Origin of the sequence: Curtobacterium sp. 314Chir4.1, from assembly GCF_900215175.1 — a bacterium.
GTDB classification, from domain to species: Bacteria; Actinomycetota; Actinomycetes; order Actinomycetales; family Microbacteriaceae; genus Curtobacterium; species Curtobacterium pusillum_A.
On the sequence record NZ_OCMI01000003.1, the window covers coordinates 383,322 to 400,087 of the forward strand.

Here is a 16,766-nt window from a genome sequence, read left to right on the forward strand (position 1 = left end):
GTCAGCCGATCGCGTCGCGCCAGGACCGCTCGAGCCCGGCACGGTCGAGCAACTCGGTCGGACGGACCTCGAGGTCGTCGGCGACGAAGTAGAACACCGCGTCGACCTCGTCGAGCGGCCGCCCGGTGAACTCGGCGTACGCCACCCGGTACAGGGCGAGCTGCAGCTGTCGCTTCGCCAGGTCGTCGCTGCCCGTCGGCGCCTTGCCCGTCTTCCAGTCCACCACCTCGGCCCGTCCGTCGATCTCGTAGACGGCGTCGAGCTTGCACACGACGCTGTGGCCGAGGAACGGGATGTGGATCTCCCGCTCGACCTCGATCGGGGTCAGACCGGCCCAGCGTGACCGGGCGAAGGTCGCCTGGAAGTCAGCGAGTCGGCGGGCGTCGTCGTCGGTCACGACCGGTTCGGCGGAGGCGTCGACCACGTCCTCGGGGTCCAGGTCGAGCTCGCCGTCCCACGCGTCGAGGGTCTCGAGCGAGCCGCCGCTCCGCGCGCGCTGCTCGACCCACTGGTGGAACAGGGTGCCGAGGCGCGTCGCCCGGTACGGCCGCTCCGGCATCGGCCTGCGGAGCCGTTCGGCGACGGTGTCCGGATCGGAGAGGTAGTCCTTGAAGCCGGACGCCGGTACCCGGTGCGGGACGACGACGGTGTGCCGGGCGGACCGGTTCGCGGCGCGTTCGGCGAGCAGGAGGTCGATGTCCGCGGCGAAGCGTCCGGACGCGCCCGGGTTGGCGTTCCGGACGCGGTCGGCGGCGGCGGCGACCCGCGCGGCACGGTGTCCGAACGGCACGTGCGGCCAGGACTGCGTCGCGCCGGCGTCGCCGAGGGGGTTCTCCTCGTGCTCGGTCGTCTCGGGCACGGCGGCACCGTCGACCACGCCCGCCTCGACCAGGTCGTGGAGGTACCGGCTCGGAGCGGTCGGCCGGACGCCACCGGCCCAGAACGACCCGGTGACGAGCAGGTCGTGCTTCGCGCGGGTGAGGGCGACGTAGGTCAGACGGCGCTCCTCGTCCTCGTTGCGGGCCTTGACCTGCTCCTTGTAGGCGTCGATCGCGAGGGTGACGTCCTTCTGCGAGTCGTGTCCGCGCCAGTCCAGCCGTGGGAGCTCGTCGGCGTCGCCGCGGAACTCGTACGGCAGGCGCCCGAAGCCGATCCAGCCCGAGGAGCCCTCCTGCGGACGCGCCGGCAGCCCGCCCTCGACCATCCGGGGCACCGCCACGGCGTCCCACTCGAGACCCTTCGACCCGTGGATCGTCAGGATCTGCACCGTGCCGGCCTCGGGCTCCTCGGACCGGGGGCCCATGTCGTCACGTCGAGCGGCCGCGTCGATCCAGCCGAGGAACGCGCCGAGGTCGGCACGGTCGTCGGTCGTGACGAAGCCGGCGAGCTCGTCGACGAAGGCGTCGAGGAAGGCGCCGCTGCCCTGCTCGTGCGCCGCGACCTCGATGTCGAGCCGCATCTCCTGGACGACCAGCGTGACGAAGTCGACCAGGTCCCCGCCGGCCCGTGCCCGCAGGGCGGCGAGCTGCTTCCCGAGCTCCCGCATCCGTCGGCGCCCGACGTCGCTGATGTCCGCGAGGGCGCCGTGCTCGTCCGGGGCGGTGGCGACGAAGTCGAGCGCGTCGACGATCGAGCCGTGCTCCCCCGCGGCGACCGAGGCCCGGAACGCCGCGGTCAGGTCGTCGTCCAGCCGCTGCTGGGTGTGGTCGCGTCCGAACAACCAGCGGGCCAGGGCGTGCAGTGCGGCGATGTCGGCGGCACCGATCCGCCAGCGGGCGCCGGCGAGCACGCGGATGAGGTCGTTGCCCGCGGCCGGGTCGTGCAGCACGCGGAGGCACGCCACGAGGTCGACGATCTCCGGCCGCTGGAGCAGCCCACCGGTCCCGAGCACGTGGTACGGCACGCGGTGGTCGCCGAGCGCACCGGTGAAGGCGGCGAGGTCCTTCCGGGAGCGCAGGAGCAGCGCCATCGAGCCCTTCGGGTCCGCGGCGCGGCGGTCGGCGAACCACCGCGCGACGGCGGCGGCTTCCTCCGGGAGGGTCTCCGGGAACACCGCGCGCACGGTGCCGGCGTCGGCCCCTGGGCGTGGTTCGAGCCGTTCGACGTCGACCTCGGACGCCTCCGACAGCGGCGCGACGACGGCGTTCGCCCCGGCGAGGACGTCGACCGGGTTCCGCCAGCTCGTCGAGAGCGCGAAGGTGACGGGCTGCTCACCGTCGCTCCCGAAGTCCCGCGGGAAGCGCGCGAGGTTCGCCGCGCTCGCGCCGCGGAACCCGTAGATGGACTGGTGCGGGTCGCCCACCGCCATGACCGGGTGCCCGCGGAACAGCCGGGCGAGGAAGCGCGTCTGCACGACCGAGGTGTCCTGGTACTCGTCGAGGAGCACGACGCCGTACCGCTGGCGCAGGTCGGTGACCACGCGCGGCGCGGACTCGGCGGCGGCCAGCGCGAGCGCGATCTGGTCGGAGAACTCCACGAAGCCGCGGTCCACCTTCTGCCGCCGGAACTCCTCGACCAGGTCGACCAGGGGTTCCAGGGCACCGATCGCGGCGACGGCGTCGGTGATCGCCTTGTACGGCGCGCCGCGGTTGTTCCCCGGGAGTTCGAGCAGCCCGGCGAACTCGATCGCGAACCGCCGCAGCCGTTCGGGTTCGACGAGGTGCTCGGACACCGCTCCGGCGAGCGCCACGACGGCCGCGGTGACGGTGTCGACGTCGCGGTCGAGCCCGGCCAGCCGGTCGTCCCGTGCGGCGACGACGACCCGGCGCGCGAGCTGCCAGGCGGACGGCTCGGTGAGGACCTGGGACTCGCCGTCACGCCCGACGAGCAGGGCGTTCTCGCGGAAGACCGAGTTGGCGAACGCGTTGTAGGTCGACACCGTCGGCGCCTCGAACGCGTCGCCGGCGTCGAGCAGGCCGACGTCCTCGAGCGCGCGGATCCGGTCGTTGATCCGGACCGAGAGCTCCCCCGCCGCCTTGCGGGTGAAGGTCAGGCCGAGGATGCCGTCCGGGCGCACCATGCCGTTCGCGAGCAGCCACACGACGCGGGACGCCATCGTCTCGGTCTTCCCGCTGCCGGCCCCGGCGACGACGAGCGCGGGGGCGAGCGGCGACTCGATGACGGCGCGCTGCTGCGGGGTGGGCCGGGGACGACCGAGGGCGTCGGCGATCGTGTCCGCGTCGTGGCGAGGGGCCTCGACCAGGACGTCGTCGGACGGCTGCAGCACCTGTTCCCCGGTCACCAGGTCACCTCGCCCACGACGTGGATCCGGCACTCGACGCCCGTGCGGGCCTTCTCGCAGTGGTCGTCCACGTTCGCCAGGAACGTCCGGCCCGCCATGCCCGTCGCCACCGTGTGCAGGCGCTGCCGGTAGGCGTCCCGGGCATCGTCGTCGAACGCCTGCTGCGTCCGCTCGGAGTAGGCGTGTCCACCGCGGGGGTTCTGCACGAAGACGAGCCGGGCGTCCGCCATCTCGGAGCCGGCCGGGACGCCCTCGACAGCGCCGTCCTCGACCGCGAGCTGGTAGGCGCCGAGCTGCGGGTGCTCCGGCATGTCGTTCTTCTCGCTCGGCATCGATCGTCCGGTCTTCAGGTCGACCACGCTGACCCGGCCGTCGGGGTCGACCTCGATCCGGTCGATGCTGCCGCGCATCCGGGCCGGACCGGTCACGAGGGCGAAGGAGGTCTCCGCACCGAGCAGCCGTCGCCCGGCGCTCGCGAAGGTCCGGAGGTAGTCGCTGAGCCCCTCGATCATCCGGCGGGTGCGGGCGCGTTCCCGGTCGGCGACCCACGGCGACTCGAAGGTCAGTTCGTCCCAGCGTCCCTCGACGTGCTGCCAGAGCGACTCGACGTCGACCTCGGTCGCGTGCTCCATCGCCGCGTGGACTATCGTCCCGATGCCCATCGCGGGACTCGGGGCGCTGCCCCCGAAGGTCTGCACGAACCAGTGGACGGGGCACTCCTCGTAGGTGCCGATGCGGGACGGCGACACGGACACCGTCGGGGGCACGGGTTCCCCGCCGTCCTCCGCGGGCTCGGGAGCCGCGGCGAGGTCGACGAGGGGGGCATCGGTCGAGGGCTCGGCGAGTCCGTACCAGTCGTCCGGTGCGGCACCCGGCACCTCGGCCTCGGCGAGGCGGGCGAGGGCGGAGGCGGCCTCGTGGCCACCCGACGCCACCACGCGGCGACGCAGTGAACCGGCGAGGCCACGGAGGGACAGCGGGTGCACGGTCGGCTGCCGGTCGGGCGGCACCGGGACGAGGCGGACGAACGGGGACGGGGCCTCGTCGTCGTTGGCGACCGTGCCGATGACGACCTGGGTGGTCGCCCGGGACACCGCGCGGGCGAACAGCCGGAGCTCGTCCGCGATGACGGCGGCGCGGTCGTCGATCGTCGTCTGGTGGATCCCGGCCGCGGCGCGGACGAGCCCGTCCGGGTCGAGCAGGCTGCCCCGGACCCGGGTGTTCGGCCAGACGCCGTCCTGCAGCCCGAGCACGACGACGACGTCGCACTCGAGCCCGATCGTGGCGGACGGGGTGAGCACGCGGACCCGTCCGGCCGTGCGGTCCGGGCCGATGGAGTCCTCGGGCAGGTCCGCGCCGAGGAGGTCGTCGACGAAGACCCGGGCGGGGGCGTCCGGAGTGCGTTCGACGAAGCGCTTCGCCGCGGTGAAGAGCCCGACCACCGCGTCGAGGTGCCGGTCCGCCTCGGCAGCGCCGACGCCCCCGGCTGCGGACTGCCCGCCCCAGGTGCCCGCGAGCCCGCTGCGCTCCCAGAGGCCCCAGAGGATCTCCTCGATGCTGGAGCCCGCGTCGGCGTCCGCCCGGGCCTGCACGAGGCTGCGGGCCAGGCGGGTCGCGCGGCGGGCGAAGCCGGCGTCCACGGTGGCGAGGCGCTCGGGTGCACCGAGTGCGTCCACCAGGAGTTCGTCGGCGGTCCGGGTCCCGCCCCCGGCGAGCTCCTCCCGCCGCAGGGCGAGCCGGAGCCGCCGCATCGCGAGGGTGTCGAGGCCGCCAAGCGGTCCGGTCGCGAAGGACGTCGCGAGCCCGGCGTCGAGCGGGAGCACCCCGAGGGACACCGCGGCCGCGTCGAGCAGCGCGCGGGCGGCGGTGTCGTCGCGCGGCCGGACGGGGGCGGCGCCGGCGGTCGCGGGGACCTCGGCGACCGAGAGTGCGCGGACGAGCTCGGGGATCGCGGCGCCGCTGCGGGTGACGACGGCCATCCGGTGCCACGGGACCCCGTCGAGCAGGCGGTGTTCGCGGAGTCGACGGGCGACCGCCACCACGAGCGCGGCTCGGCTCGCCCCCTCGAGGTGCACGACCGCGTCCGGCCGGGCGTCCGTCGTGGTGGCCGTGGCGGTCCGTTGGCGTCCGGCTGCCGCGGCGCCGATGCGCCCGGTGATGCCCGAGACGAGCGTGCGGATGGGTTCGGCGTGCCGGTGCACCGTCGTGAGCACGAGCTCGTCCACCCGGTCGACGCCGAGCCGCACGGCCAACCGCCCCAGGACGTCGGGCTCGGCGCCGCGGAACGCCGAGGCAGCGATGTCCGGGTCGCCGAACGCGACGACCTGCACGCCGGACCGGGCGAGCGCGCCGAGGAGGGCGATCTCCCCCTCCACCAGCTCCTGCGTGTCGTCGACCACGACGAGCCGGAGGGCGGCGACGCTCGCGGGCACCTGGCCGCGCAGGACCGCGGCGGCGGCGTAGGCGACGAGTTCGGCCGCGTCGAGGCTCGTGGCACGGAAGGACGTCACGGCGGCGCGGTACTCGTCGACGAAGTCGCCGACGGCACGCCACTCCGGCCGGCCGGTGTCGTCCCCGAGTTCGCGCATGTCATCGGGTTCGACCCCGGCGGCGACGGCACGCATCATCACGTCGCGGAGCGCGGTGCGGAAACCGGCGCGCTCCCGGACGACCTCGGTGATCGGGGCGGGCCACTCCGGGCCGGTGCCGTCGAGTTCGTGCCCCGCGAGCAGGTCGGCGATGATCCGGTCCTGCTCACCGCCGGTGAGGAGCGTCGGGGCCTCCTGCCCCTGCACCGCCGCGGCGTGGGCGACGACCTGGAACGCGAGGGAGTTCACGGTCCGGGCGAGCGCCCCCGGCATCACGCGCTCCACCGAGGAGGCGAGGCGGTCCCGGAGCGCGGTCGCCGCCGTGCGCGCGGACGTCAGTGCGAGGACGGTGGCGTGCCCGTCGGGCGAGATCGCGTCGGCACGGGTGAGCCGCGCGGCGACGAGTCGGGCGAGGGTCGTGGTCTTGCCGGTCCCCGGGGCGCCGATGACGGCCGCGTGCCGGTCGTCCGGCAGCTCGAGCACCGCCGCCTGGGACGGATCCGCCACCAGTGCCCGCGCGACGCCGACGGCCTCGGGAGCGGGCGTCAGGGTCGTCTGGGGCACCCTCGTACGGTAACCGCCGCGACCGACACCGGGCACGCGCCACGACCGACACCGCGCAGCATCCCCGACCAGTGCGCCTGCGGCGAACGTCCGATGTCCCCGTGGACCGCTCGGATACGCTGTGCTCGTGGACATCAAGATCGGCATCACCAACAGCCCGCGCGAGATCGCGTTCGAGACCGCCCAGACCGCCGACGAGATCGAGCAGGCCGTCTCGCAGGCCCTCGACGCGAAGTCGACGCACCTCTCCCTCCAGGACGAGAAGGGCCGTCGGTTCATCGTCCCCGTCGCCTCGCTCGCGTACGTCGAGGTCGGCGCGGAAGAGGCCCGTCGCATCGGCTTCGTCGCCTGACGACGTGGAACTGCTCTTCGCGGTCCTCGGCGGCCTGATCGTCGGGGCCGTCGCGCACGTCGTCGTGCCCTGGCGCTCCAGCCGCGGTTCCCTCCTCGGGCCGGCGGTCGGCGGCATCGTCGCCGCGGTCCTGTGGGAAGCCCTGACCTGGATCGGTTGGCAGTACGACGCGACCTGGATCTGGGTCGTCACCCTCGTCGGCGCGGGCGTGGTCGCCCTCGTCGCGGAGTGGGTGCTCGGCAAGCGCCGCACCGCTGCGGACACGGCGTACTACGAGCGTGTGAAGGCGCAGGGCGCCTGACACCAGGGCCGGTGCCGACCCGGCGTGCGTCAGGCCGTCAGGCCCAGCGCGTCCATCCGGCGCGTGTGCGCGGCGATGAGCTCGGTCCAGACGGGTTCGAGGCGCTCCTGGTCCTCACGCGCGTGGGACGCGAGCGCCGACCGGGCGACGAGCAGTGTGTCCCCGACGAGCCGTCGACCCCACATCGCCAGCCGCGATCCGACGGTCGGGTCGTCGGCGATGCGCGCGGAGAGCTCCTCGACCACGGCGGCTTCCTCACGCGCGTCGAACACGGTCTTCAGGCGCTGCCGGACCTCGGCGGGCAGCGACCGGAGCAGCGAGCCGAACAGGTCGTTGAGGATCCCGGCGGTGACGTAGCCGGTGAGCATCGACTCGTACCAGTCCGCGCCGCTGGTCCGCTCGAGGAACAGGTCGATCGCCTCCCGGTGGGGAGCCATCAGCGCGGCCGGGTCGCCTCCGGTCCGCTCGATCTCGGCGACGATGGTCCGGTGCCGCTCGAGGGCGGTCGTCGCCAGCACACCGGTGACGAGGCGTCCGGACAGGGTGGGGGCACCGGCTCCTGCGCGGCCCATCGTCTCGTAGAGCGAGAGCTCGAGGTACGCGGCCTGGCCGAGGTACACGTCGAGCTCGGGGGTGACGTCGTCCAGCTGCAGGCGTTCCACGGGCGACGCGTTCCGCGGGTTCCGCGACGCGAGCCACGCGGACGCGAGTTCCGCCGCGCGCTTCCGGTTCCACCACGACACCACCCGACGAGCATAGCGGGGAACCACCCCGCGCCCCGCCCGACCGGCCCGTCGGTAGACTGGTCGGGACTTCCACCAGAACTAAGGTGATTCTTTGACTTTCGCAGACCTCTCCATCGAGCAGGACATCGTCGACGCGCTCGCGACGAAGGGCATCCTCGAGCCCTTCCCGATCCAGCAGCAGACGATCCCGCTCGCCCTCACCGGCCAGGACATCATCGGCCAGGCCAAGACGGGCACCGGCAAGACCTTCGGCTTCGGACTCCCCCTGATCCAGCGACTCGGCGCCGACCCGGCACCCGGTGTGAAGGCCCTCGTGGTCGTCCCCACCCGTGAGCTCGCGGTCCAGGTCACCGAGGACCTCGAGCTCGCCACCTCGAACCGCCCGACGACCATCGTGTCGATCTACGGCGGCAAGGCGTACGAGGGCCAGATCGAGCAGCTCAAGGCCGGCGCCCAGATCGTCGTCGGCACGCCCGGTCGCCTCATCGACCTGCAGCGCCAGCGGCTCCTCGACCTGTCCCACGTGCAGGAAGTGGTGCTCGACGAGGCCGACCGCATGCTCGACCTCGGGTTCCTCTCCGACATCGAGCGCATCTTCCAGGCCATCCCCGAGGTCCGGCACACCATGCTGTTCTCGGCCACGATGCCCGCGCCGATCGTCGCGCTCGCCCGCCGGTTCATGAGCCGCCCGGTGCACATCCGCGCGACCGACCCGGACGAGGGCCTCATGCAGGCCAACATCAAGCACGTCATCTACCGCGCGCACTCGCTCGACAAGGACGAGGTCATCGCCCGCATCCTGCAGGCCGAGGGTCGCGGCAAGACCGTCATCTTCACCCGCACGAAGCGCGCCGCGGCGAAGCTCGTCGAGGAGCTGAAGGACCGCGGCTTCAACGCTGCAGCGGTGCACGGTGACCTCAACCAGGAGCAGCGCGAGCGCGCCATGGCCGCCTTCAAGGCCGGCAAGCGCGACGTGCTCATCGCGACCGACGTCGCGGCCCGCGGCATCGACGTGGACGACGTCACGCACGTCATCAACCACACGATCCCGGACGACCCGGACACGTACCTGCACCGCGCCGGCCGCACCGGCCGTGCCGGCAAGACGGGCATCGCGGTCACGTTCGTCGACTGGGACGACCTGCACAAGTGGACGCTCATCGACAAGGCCCTCGAGTTCGGCATCCCCGAGCCCGTCGAGACCTACTCGTCGTCGCCGCACCTGTTCGAGGAGCTCGACATCCCGAAGGGCACCAAGGGCCGTCTCCCCGGTGCGTCCGCGCACGCGGCCTCGGCCGGTGGCCCCGCCGACAAGAAGACGGGCGACCGTCCGCGCAGCGGCTCGCGTCCCCCTCGGACCCGCACCCGGACCGGAGGCACGGACCAGCCCGCCTCGCAGGCCACGGCCTCCGAGTCGACGGCTCCGCAGTCCGCTGGTGCCGAGGGCACCGAGGCCGCGTCCGGCGACGGAGCGGCGAAGCGTCGCCGGCGTCGCCGTCGTCGCGGTGCCGGCACCGGGTCGTCCGAGGCGACCGCCTCGGCGCCGCAGGGCACGTCGGACGGCGAGTAGCGCCTCCAGGACGAAGGGTCCGTCGCTGACGCGACGGGCCCTTCGTCGTCCCCGCCCAACCAGCCGCGCTGGCCCGAGACTCGGGTCAGGCCAGGCGGCTGCCGGCGCCGACGACGGGCGCGCTGCCCGTCGCCTCGGCGCGGATGGCGTCGAACGCGGCGAGGGCCGTGCGGTGCTCGCCGAGCCGGTTCGGCTTGCCGGTGCCGTGGTAGTCGCTCGAACCGGTGACGAACAGGTCGTAGCGCGCTGCCCAGTCGAGCAGGGTGCGCTTGCCGTGGGCGAGGTTCTCGCGGTGGTCGACCTCGAGGCCGCCGAGTCCGGCCTCGACGAGCTCGCGGAGGGCGGGTTCGTCGATGACGATCCCACGGGACGACGCGGCCGGGTGTGCGATCACGGGCACACCGCCGGCCTGTCGGATGAGTTCGACGCCCCGGAGCGGGGTCGGTGCCTCGTGCGGCTCGTAGTACCCGGAGGCCGGGTGCAGGATCCCGCGGAACGCCGCGCTGCGGTCGGACTCGAGACCGCGGGCGACGAGCGCGTCGGCGATGTGCGGGCGACCGATCGTCGCGCCCTCGCTGGCCTGGGCGATGACGTCGTCCCAGGTGATCGGGTGGTCGCGGCCGATGCGGTCGACCATGCGCCGTGCCCGGGACAGTCGGCCGTCACGGATGCGCTCGGTCTCGGCGACGAGTCCCGGGTGCTCGGGGTCGACCAGGTAGCCGAGGACGTGGACGCTGCGGTACCCCACGCGGGTGCTGAGTTCGAGCCCCGGGAGCAGCGTCAGCGGCAGGGCACGCGCGGTCGCGGTCGCCTCCGCCCATCCCGCCGTCGTGTCGTGGTCCGTCAGCGCGACGGCGTCCAGCCCGGCGGCTGCTGCCGCCCGGACGAGGTCCGCGGGTCGCTCGGTGCCGTCGGAGACGCTCGAGTGCGCGTGCAGGTCGATGAACGGATCGGGCACGTGGCCAATGGTATCCACAGGTGAGCGGGCGCACAGGCCGCCCGCCGTCGGGCGGTGCGATGATGGGGGCATGTCCGACACCACTCCCCGCGCGACGAGCAACCGTTCCACGACTCCCGGATCCTCGACGTTCAAGGACTACATCGGCTCGCAGTGGGCCGACCGTGACCGTCCGCTGCCCGAGCCGCGCGAGCAGGCCGCCTTCGCCGCCGAGCGCCGCGCGAAGGTCTCCGAGCTGCACCCCGGTCGCACCATCGTCGTGCCGGCGGGCCAGGCGAAGGTGCGCTCGAACGACTGCGACTACCCGTTCCGCCCGCACTCCACGTTCGCGCACCTCACCGGCTGGGGCACCGACACCGTCGTCGGCTCCGTGCTCGTGATGACGCCGAACGGCTCCGGGCACGACGCCACGCTCTACTTCCGCGCCACCGCGGGTCGCGACTCCGAGGAGTTCTACGCGAACCCCGAGATCGGTGAGTTCTGGGTCGGGCCGCGCCCCTCCCTCGACGAGGTCGCCGCGGACCTCGGGCTCGCGACGGCCGACCTCGGCACGTTCGACACCGTGACGGCCGGCCTCGACGCCTCGGCGCTGCTCGTCCGTGACGCCGACACCGAGCTCACCCGTGCGCTCGACGAGCGCCTGGGCGGCCCGGTCGGCGGCGCGCCCGAGACCGACGGTGTGCCCGCGACCGACGACGCCCTCGCGCGGGACCTCTCCGAGCTCCGCCTGGTGAAGGACGCGTACGAGGTCAACGAGCTCCGCAAGGCCGTGAACGCCACCAAGGCCGGGTTCGACGACGTCATCGCCGACTTCGACGCGGTCCTGGCGCACCCCCGTGGCGAGCGCATCGTCGAGGGCACCTTCAACCGCCGTGCCCGGGCCGACGGCAACACCGTGGGCTACGACACGATCGCCGCCTCTGGTCACCACGCCTGCATCCTGCACTGGACCCGCAACGACGGTGCCGTCGAGCCGGGTGACCTGATCCTCATCGACGCCGGTGTCGAGGTCGACTCGTTCTACACGGCCGACATCACGCGCACACTCCCCGTCAGCGGCACCTTCACCGACGTCCAGCGCCTGGTGTACGAAGCCGTGCTCGAAGCAGCCGACGCGGCCTTCGCGATCGTCAAGCCCGGCATCACCTTCCGGCAGGTGCACGCCACCGCGATGGAGGTCATCGCCCGGAAGACCGCCGAGTGGGGCTTCCTGCCCGGCACCGCCGAGGAATCGCTCCAGCAGGACAACCAGTTCCACCGCCGGTACATGGTGCACGGCACGAGCCACCACCTCGGCCTCGACGTGCACGACTGCGCCAAGGCCCGCCGCGAGATGTACATCGACGGCATCGTGCAGCCCGGCATGGTCTTCACGATCGAGCCCGGCCTGTACTTCCAGCAGGACGACCTCACCGTGCCCGAGGAGTTCCGCGGCATCGGTGTCCGCATCGAGGACGACATCCTGGTGACCGAGGACGGCGCCGAGAACCTGTCGGTCGGCATCCCCCGGACCCCCTCGGAAGTGGAGGGGTGGATCGCCCGCTCCGGCCGCTAGCCTGAGCGTGTGACGACACCGGAGGTCTCCCCCAGCCCCAGCGAGAGCGCGTTCTCGATCGACGTCGAGCACTTCGACTCCCCGGACGCGCAACGGCTCCGTGCCGCGCAGCGCCTGGAGATCGATCGTGCGTACGGCGGCGACACCGAGCCGGGCGAGAAGCCCACTGCCGAGTCGATCGCGGTGTTCTTCCTCGCGCGCGACGAGGACGGTACCCCGCTCGGCTGCGGGGGCCTGCGCGTCGTGCAGGACGGCATCACGGAGATCAAGCGGATGTACGTCCGGCCGGAGTCCCGGGGCGCGGGTGTCGCCGCGGCGCTGCTCCGTCGGCTGGAAGAGGCCGCCCTCGACCTCGGCTCACCCGCGCTCGTGCTCGAGACGGGCAACGAGCAGAAGCGTGCGATCGGGTTCTACGAGCGCGAGGGCTTCGGCCGCATCGCGAACTTCGGCCCCTACGTCGGGGTCCCGACCTCGATCTGCTACTCGAAGGTCCTGTAGCCCGTTCCGCCCGGGGGCGCCCCGGGGGCGCCCCGGGCGGCTGCCGAGGTCGCGAGAACGGCCGCTCCCCGCGAGGGGGAGCGGCCGTTCGTGCGACCTCGGCGGACGTGAGTGGCGTGTCTTGCGACCTCGCCGACCTCGTCCGCCTCGTCCGACGCGGGGTCAGCGGGGATCGTCGTCCTTCGACTCGTCCGAGGACGAGGACGTCGGCGGCGCGGACGTCGGCGTCGCGCCCGTCACCCGCTCGCCGTAGCGCGGCGGCTCGTCCGCTCGGGGCTGCGGCACGGCCGCCGGAGTCTCGGACGAGGACGGCGCCGTGGACGGCGTCTCCCCGTACCGGGGCCCGTCGTTCGTGCCGTAGCGCGGCGTGCCCGAGGGCGCACCCGCCTGCGGACCCGACGCCGACGTGCCGGGCTGCTGCGTGCCTCCAGGCTGCTGGTGGGGTGTCGCGTGGCCGCCGTACGGCGACTGCTGGGGCGGTACCTGCCCACCGGCCGGTCCCGGACGCCACGGCTGCTGCGGCTGCTGGCCCTGGAAGCCGGCGCCAGGGCCGCTCTGCGGTCCCGGTGCACCCGGCGTCCCCGGGTTCCAGTGCGTGGCGGGGGCGAGCCCGGCCTCACCGAGGATGCGACGGGCCTGGCCCACGAGCTGCGGCTCGACGACGATCTGGTAGTTCGTGGCGAGCACCTGGTGCACGCTCGTGAAGTCCCGCTGCCGCTTCGTGATCGCGAACGAGACGATGCCGTAGAGCATGCCGAACGCGGCGCCGATGATGGCGGCGGCGAGGATGAGCCCGCCGGCGCTCGGCGAGAACAGGGTGAGCACGATGCCGAAGAAGATGCCGAGCCAGAGTCCGGACAGCGCGCCGGCGATGGCGGCGCGGCCGTAGGTCATCTTGCCCGTGACCCGCTCGACGGTCTTGAGGTCGTTGCCGACGATCGAGAGCTGGTTGACGGGGAAGTCGGCCTCGGCGAGCTTCGCCACGACGCGCTGGGCGTCGGGGTAGCTGTCGTAGGTGCCGAGGACGTCGCCCTTGGGCAGCGTCGGGAAGGCCTGGGCGGTCCTGCCGGCGAAGGGGCTCTGATTGCTCACCCAGCCATCATTCACCGAACACCTTGCAATCGCACGTGCACACACAGGGAAGAACCCCCATGCACACCGACTACGCTGGGTCGGGTGAGCGCCACGAAGGTCTTCGTCGCCCGCCTCGCCGGGTGCTCCGTCTTCGACCCCGCGGGCGACCGCGTCGGCAGGGTGCGCGACGTCCTCGTCGTGTACCGCCGTGTCGACGCCCCGCACGTCGTCGGACTCATCGTCGAGGTGCCGGGCAAACGCCGCATCTTCGTGAGCATCGGCCGGATCACCTCGATCGGCGCCGGACAGGTCATCACCACGGGCATCGTCAACATGCGCCGCTTCGAGCAGCGCGGTGGCGAGGTGCGCGTGATCGCCGAGATGCTCGGTCGCAAGGTCCTCATCAAGAAGGAGCGCATCCGCGCCACCATCGAGGACGTCGCGATCGAGGACCGCGGGCAGGGCGACTGGGAGGTGTCGCAGCTCTTCCTCCGCAAGCCGAAGACCACGCCGTCGCCGTTCGGCAAGGGCCCGACGACGTTCGCGACCTGGAACGAGGTCACCGAGGACGAGCTCCCCGGCGAGGCCCAGTCCGCCGAGCACGTCATCGCCGCGTACTCCGACCTGCTGCCCGCCGACCTCGCGTCGACGCTGCTCGACCTGCCCGAGGAACGACGGTTCGAGGTCGCCGAGGAACTCCCCGACGACCGTCTCGCCGACGTGCTCGAGGAGATGCCCGACCAGGAGCGGATCGAGATCCTCACCCGACTCACCGACTCCCGCGCCGCCGACGTCCTCGACCACATGCAGCCCGACGACGCGGCCGACGTGCTCGCTCAGTTCTCCGACGAACGGAGCGAGGCGCTCCTCGAGCTCATGGAGCCGGAGGAGGCGCAGGACGTCCGCATGCTCCTCGAGTACGAGCCGGACACCGCGGGTGGCCTCATGACGACCGAGCCGGTCATCGTCTCCGCGGACGCCACGGTGGCCGAGGGGCTCGCGCTCGTGCGGCGCCACGAACTCGCCCCCGTGCTCGGCGCCGCGGTCTGCGTCACGCTGCCGCCGTACGAGCCGCCCACCGGCCGGTTCCTCGGCCTCGTGCACTTCCAGCGCATGCTGCGCTACCCGCCGAACGAGCGGCTCGGCACCCTCATCGACCAGCAGACCGAACCGGTCCGGGTCGACGCGAGCGCCGCCGAGGTCACCCGCATCATGGCGACCTACAACCTGCTGTCCGTCCCCGTGGTCGACGACGCCCACCGACTCGTCGGGGTGGTGACGATCGACGATGTCCTCGACCACGTCCTGCCGGACGACTGGCGAAGTCAGGGCGAGGGGGAACACTCACCGCTCCCACGCCAACGCCCGCGCAAGACGCCCGTGACGACGGGAAGGAGGACCACCCGTGGCCCGAACGGATGAGAACCGCCAGGAGCGGCTCGACGCTCCGAAGGGCATGCGCACGCGTGTCCTCCCGTCCCGACGGCGCTCAGGCCGCGGTGACACGTTCGGCCGCGCCACCGAGGGCATCGCTCGTGCCATGGGCACGCCGTGGTTCCTCGTCGGCCTGACCCTGTTCTGCGTCGTCTGGATGGGCTACAACACGCTCGCCCCGAAGTCGTGGCAGTTCGACTCGGCGGCGATCGGCTTCACGGCCCTCACCCTCGTGCTCTCCCTGCAGGCGTCGTACGCGGCACCCCTGATCCTGCTCGCCCAGAACCGACAGGACGACCGCGACCGCGTGCAGTTCGAGCAGGACCGGCAGCGGGCCGAGCGGAACCTGGCGGACACCGAGTACCTGGCACGCGAGGTCGTGGCCCTGCGTCTCGCGATGCGGGACATGGCGTCGAAGGACTTCATCCGCGCCGAGATCCGGTCGCTGCTCGAGGAGCTCGACCGCCGCGACACGGAGGACGCCGGCTTCGCGGACGAGTCCGGCAGCACCGCCCGTGGCTGAGGCCGTCTCCCCCGACGAACGGCTCGGCTCCGCCGTCCTCGCTGCGCTCGGCCGCGTGATCGACCCCGAGATCCGCCGGCCCGTCACGGAGCTCGACATGATCCGTGGTGTCGACGTGCAGCCGGGAGGCACGGTGCGCGTCGACCTGCAGCTCACGATCGTGGGGTGCCCCGCCGCCGACACCATCGAGCGCGACGTGCGCGCCGCCGCCGGTTCCGTGGACGGCGTGTCCGCCGTGGCGGTCGACGTGTCGGTCATGGCCCCGGCGACCCGCGCCGCGCTGACCGAACGGCTCCGCGCCGGCCGGCCGAAGGGTGTGCAGTTCACACCGGACTCGCTCACGCGGGTGATCGCCGTCACGAGCGGCAAGGGCGGCGTCGGGAAGTCGACGGTCACCGCGAACCTGGCCGTCGCGCTCGCTGCACGTGGCCAGCGGGTGGGCATCGTCGACGTCGACGTGCACGGCTTCAGCATCCCCGGGCTGATGGGCCTCACCGACGCGAACGGCGTCGCACCGCGCCCCACCCGGGTGGACAGCATGATCCTGCCGCCGGTGGCCCACGACGTGAAGGTCGTGTCGATCGGGATGTTCGTCGACGACGCCTCGACCGCAGTGTCCTGGCGCGGGCCGATGCTGCACCGGACCGTGTCGCAGTTCCTCACCGACGTCTGGTTCGGGGACCTCGACGTCCTGCTGCTCGACCTGCCGCCCGGCACCGGCGACGTGGCGATCTCGGTCGGCCAGCTGCTCCCGCACGCCGAGGTCCTCGTGGTGACCACCCCGCAGGCGGCCGCCGCCGACGTGGCCGAACGGAGCGGGATCGTCGCGCGGCAGACCGGGCAGCGCGTGGTCGGCGTCATCGAGAACATGGCGGGGCTCGTGCAGCCCGACGGCAGCGTGCTGCACCTGTTCGGCGAGGGCGGCGGGGCGGAGACGGCTCGTCGGCTGTCGCGCGACCAGGACTCCCCCGTGCCGGTGCTCGGGAGCGTGCCGTTGTCCGTGCCGCTGCGCGAGGGCGGGGACGCCGGGGTGCCGGTGGTCCTCGGCGCACCCGACGACCCGGCAGCGTCGGCACTGGCAGCGATCGCGGAGCGGATCACGACGATGGGCCGAGGCCTCGCCGGCCGGAAGCTCGGGCTGACGCTGTCGTAGAGTCGGGTGCATGAACACGCGGGCGTCTCGTCGGGTCGAGACTCCGGCGCTCGCACGAGACACCGTCCCGCTCCCGAGACGCCGCCGGTTCCGGCGGTGTCTCGACGCGTCGAGCGCGTCTCGGAGCGCTTGCGGCGTCTCGACGCACCGACACACCGCGGCCGGTCCACTGCACGCACACCTGTACGTCCTTTCATGGACAGGTCGTT

The 16,766-nt window shown here is 73.0% G+C and carries 13 protein-coding genes; 8 read left to right on the plus strand and 5 right to left on the minus strand.

Annotated elements, in window-relative coordinates:
• Window position 1: 1 nt before the first annotated feature.
• Together CRP27_RS10770 and CRP27_RS10775 are read right to left on the minus strand one after the other, a co-directional pair.
• The gene (locus CRP27_RS10770) at window positions 2-3,241 is read right to left on the minus strand and encodes an ATP-dependent DNA helicase (protein ID WP_255257544.1); all 3,240 of its coding nucleotides are present in this window, start codon (window positions 3,239-3,241) and stop codon (window positions 2-4) included.
• Window positions 3,238-6,393: a UrvD/REP family ATP-dependent DNA helicase gene (locus CRP27_RS10775; RefSeq protein WP_176505556.1), complete on the minus strand. Its 3,156-nt coding sequence runs from the start codon at window positions 6,391-6,393 to the stop codon at window positions 3,238-3,240. Before CRP27_RS10775 ends, CRP27_RS10770 begins: the two co-directional genes overlap by 4 nt.
• 127 nt (window positions 6,394-6,520) lie before the next feature.
• On the opposite strand from CRP27_RS10775, the gene CRP27_RS10780 reads away from it, so the two are divergent.
• Both CRP27_RS10780 and CRP27_RS10785 read left to right on the plus strand, forming a co-directional pair.
• Window positions 6,521-6,745 (plus strand): DUF3107 domain-containing protein, encoded by a 225-nt coding sequence (locus CRP27_RS10780; RefSeq protein ID WP_079239209.1) that lies wholly within the window; start codon window positions 6,521-6,523, stop codon window positions 6,743-6,745.
• 4 nt (window positions 6,746-6,749) lie between these two features.
• Window positions 6,750-7,046 carry a hypothetical protein gene (locus CRP27_RS10785; protein ID WP_097180663.1) on the plus strand — a complete coding sequence of 99 codons (297 nt, stop codon included), beginning with the start codon at window positions 6,750-6,752 and terminating at the stop codon, window positions 7,044-7,046.
• A gap of 29 nt (window positions 7,047-7,075) precedes the next feature.
• On the opposite strand, the gene CRP27_RS10790 is transcribed toward CRP27_RS10785, so the two are convergent.
• Entirely contained in the window at window positions 7,076-7,792 is a 717-nt protein-coding gene (locus CRP27_RS10790) for a ferritin-like fold-containing protein (RefSeq protein WP_255257545.1), read from the minus strand.
• A 91-nt stretch (window positions 7,793-7,883) separates the two neighbouring features.
• On the opposite strand from CRP27_RS10790, the gene CRP27_RS10795 reads away from it, so the two are divergent.
• A complete protein-coding gene (locus tag CRP27_RS10795) occupies window positions 7,884-9,362 on the plus strand; it encodes a DEAD/DEAH box helicase (protein WP_097180664.1) in 1,479 nt (492 codons plus the stop codon).
• A gap of 85 nt (window positions 9,363-9,447) precedes the next feature.
• Here CRP27_RS10795 and CRP27_RS10800 read toward each other — a convergent pair whose 3' ends face one another.
• The gene (locus CRP27_RS10800) at window positions 9,448-10,320 is read right to left on the minus strand and encodes a PHP domain-containing protein (RefSeq protein ID WP_097180665.1); all 873 of its coding nucleotides are present in this window, start codon (window positions 10,318-10,320) and stop codon (window positions 9,448-9,450) included.
• A 70-nt stretch (window positions 10,321-10,390) separates the two neighbouring features.
• On the opposite strand from CRP27_RS10800, the gene CRP27_RS10805 reads away from it, so the two are divergent.
• Window positions 10,391-11,875, plus strand: coding sequence for an aminopeptidase P family protein (locus tag CRP27_RS10805; protein WP_097180666.1), 1,485 nt, complete (start codon window positions 10,391-10,393; stop codon window positions 11,873-11,875).
• Between the two features lie 9 nt (window positions 11,876-11,884).
• Entirely contained in the window at window positions 11,885-12,373 is a 489-nt protein-coding gene (locus tag CRP27_RS10810; RefSeq protein ID WP_097180667.1) for a GNAT family N-acetyltransferase, read from the plus strand.
• Between the two features lie 162 nt (window positions 12,374-12,535).
• Here the strand turns inward: CRP27_RS10810 and CRP27_RS10815 are convergent, their stop codons facing one another.
• Window positions 12,536-13,465, minus strand: coding sequence for a general stress protein (locus CRP27_RS10815; protein ID WP_097180668.1), 930 nt, complete (start codon window positions 13,463-13,465; stop codon window positions 12,536-12,538).
• Between the two features lie 84 nt (window positions 13,466-13,549).
• On the opposite strand from CRP27_RS10815, the gene CRP27_RS10820 reads away from it, so the two are divergent.
• From CRP27_RS10820 to CRP27_RS10830, 3 genes are read left to right on the plus strand one after another with little or no spacing between them, the layout of a single operon-like run.
• On the plus strand, window positions 13,550-14,869 hold the full coding sequence (locus CRP27_RS10820) for a CBS domain-containing protein (RefSeq protein ID WP_097180669.1): 1,320 nt from the start codon (window positions 13,550-13,552) through the stop codon (window positions 14,867-14,869).
• Window positions 14,853-15,404 carry a DUF1003 domain-containing protein gene (locus CRP27_RS10825; protein ID WP_176505557.1) on the plus strand — a complete coding sequence of 184 codons (552 nt, stop codon included), beginning with the start codon at window positions 14,853-14,855 and terminating at the stop codon, window positions 15,402-15,404. Before CRP27_RS10820 ends, CRP27_RS10825 begins: the two co-directional genes overlap by 17 nt.
• Window positions 15,397-16,557, plus strand: coding sequence for an Mrp/NBP35 family ATP-binding protein (locus tag CRP27_RS10830; RefSeq protein ID WP_097180670.1), 1,161 nt, complete (start codon window positions 15,397-15,399; stop codon window positions 16,555-16,557). Before CRP27_RS10825 ends, CRP27_RS10830 begins: the two co-directional genes overlap by 8 nt.
• Window positions 16,558-16,766 lie beyond the last annotated feature (209 nt).

What these genes read in the sequence shown, in the direction of transcription:
- CRP27_RS10805 (WP_097180666.1), top strand. Translation starts at nt 10,391, where the DNA reads ATGTCCGACACCACTCCCCGCGCGACGAGCAACCGTTCCACGACTCCC.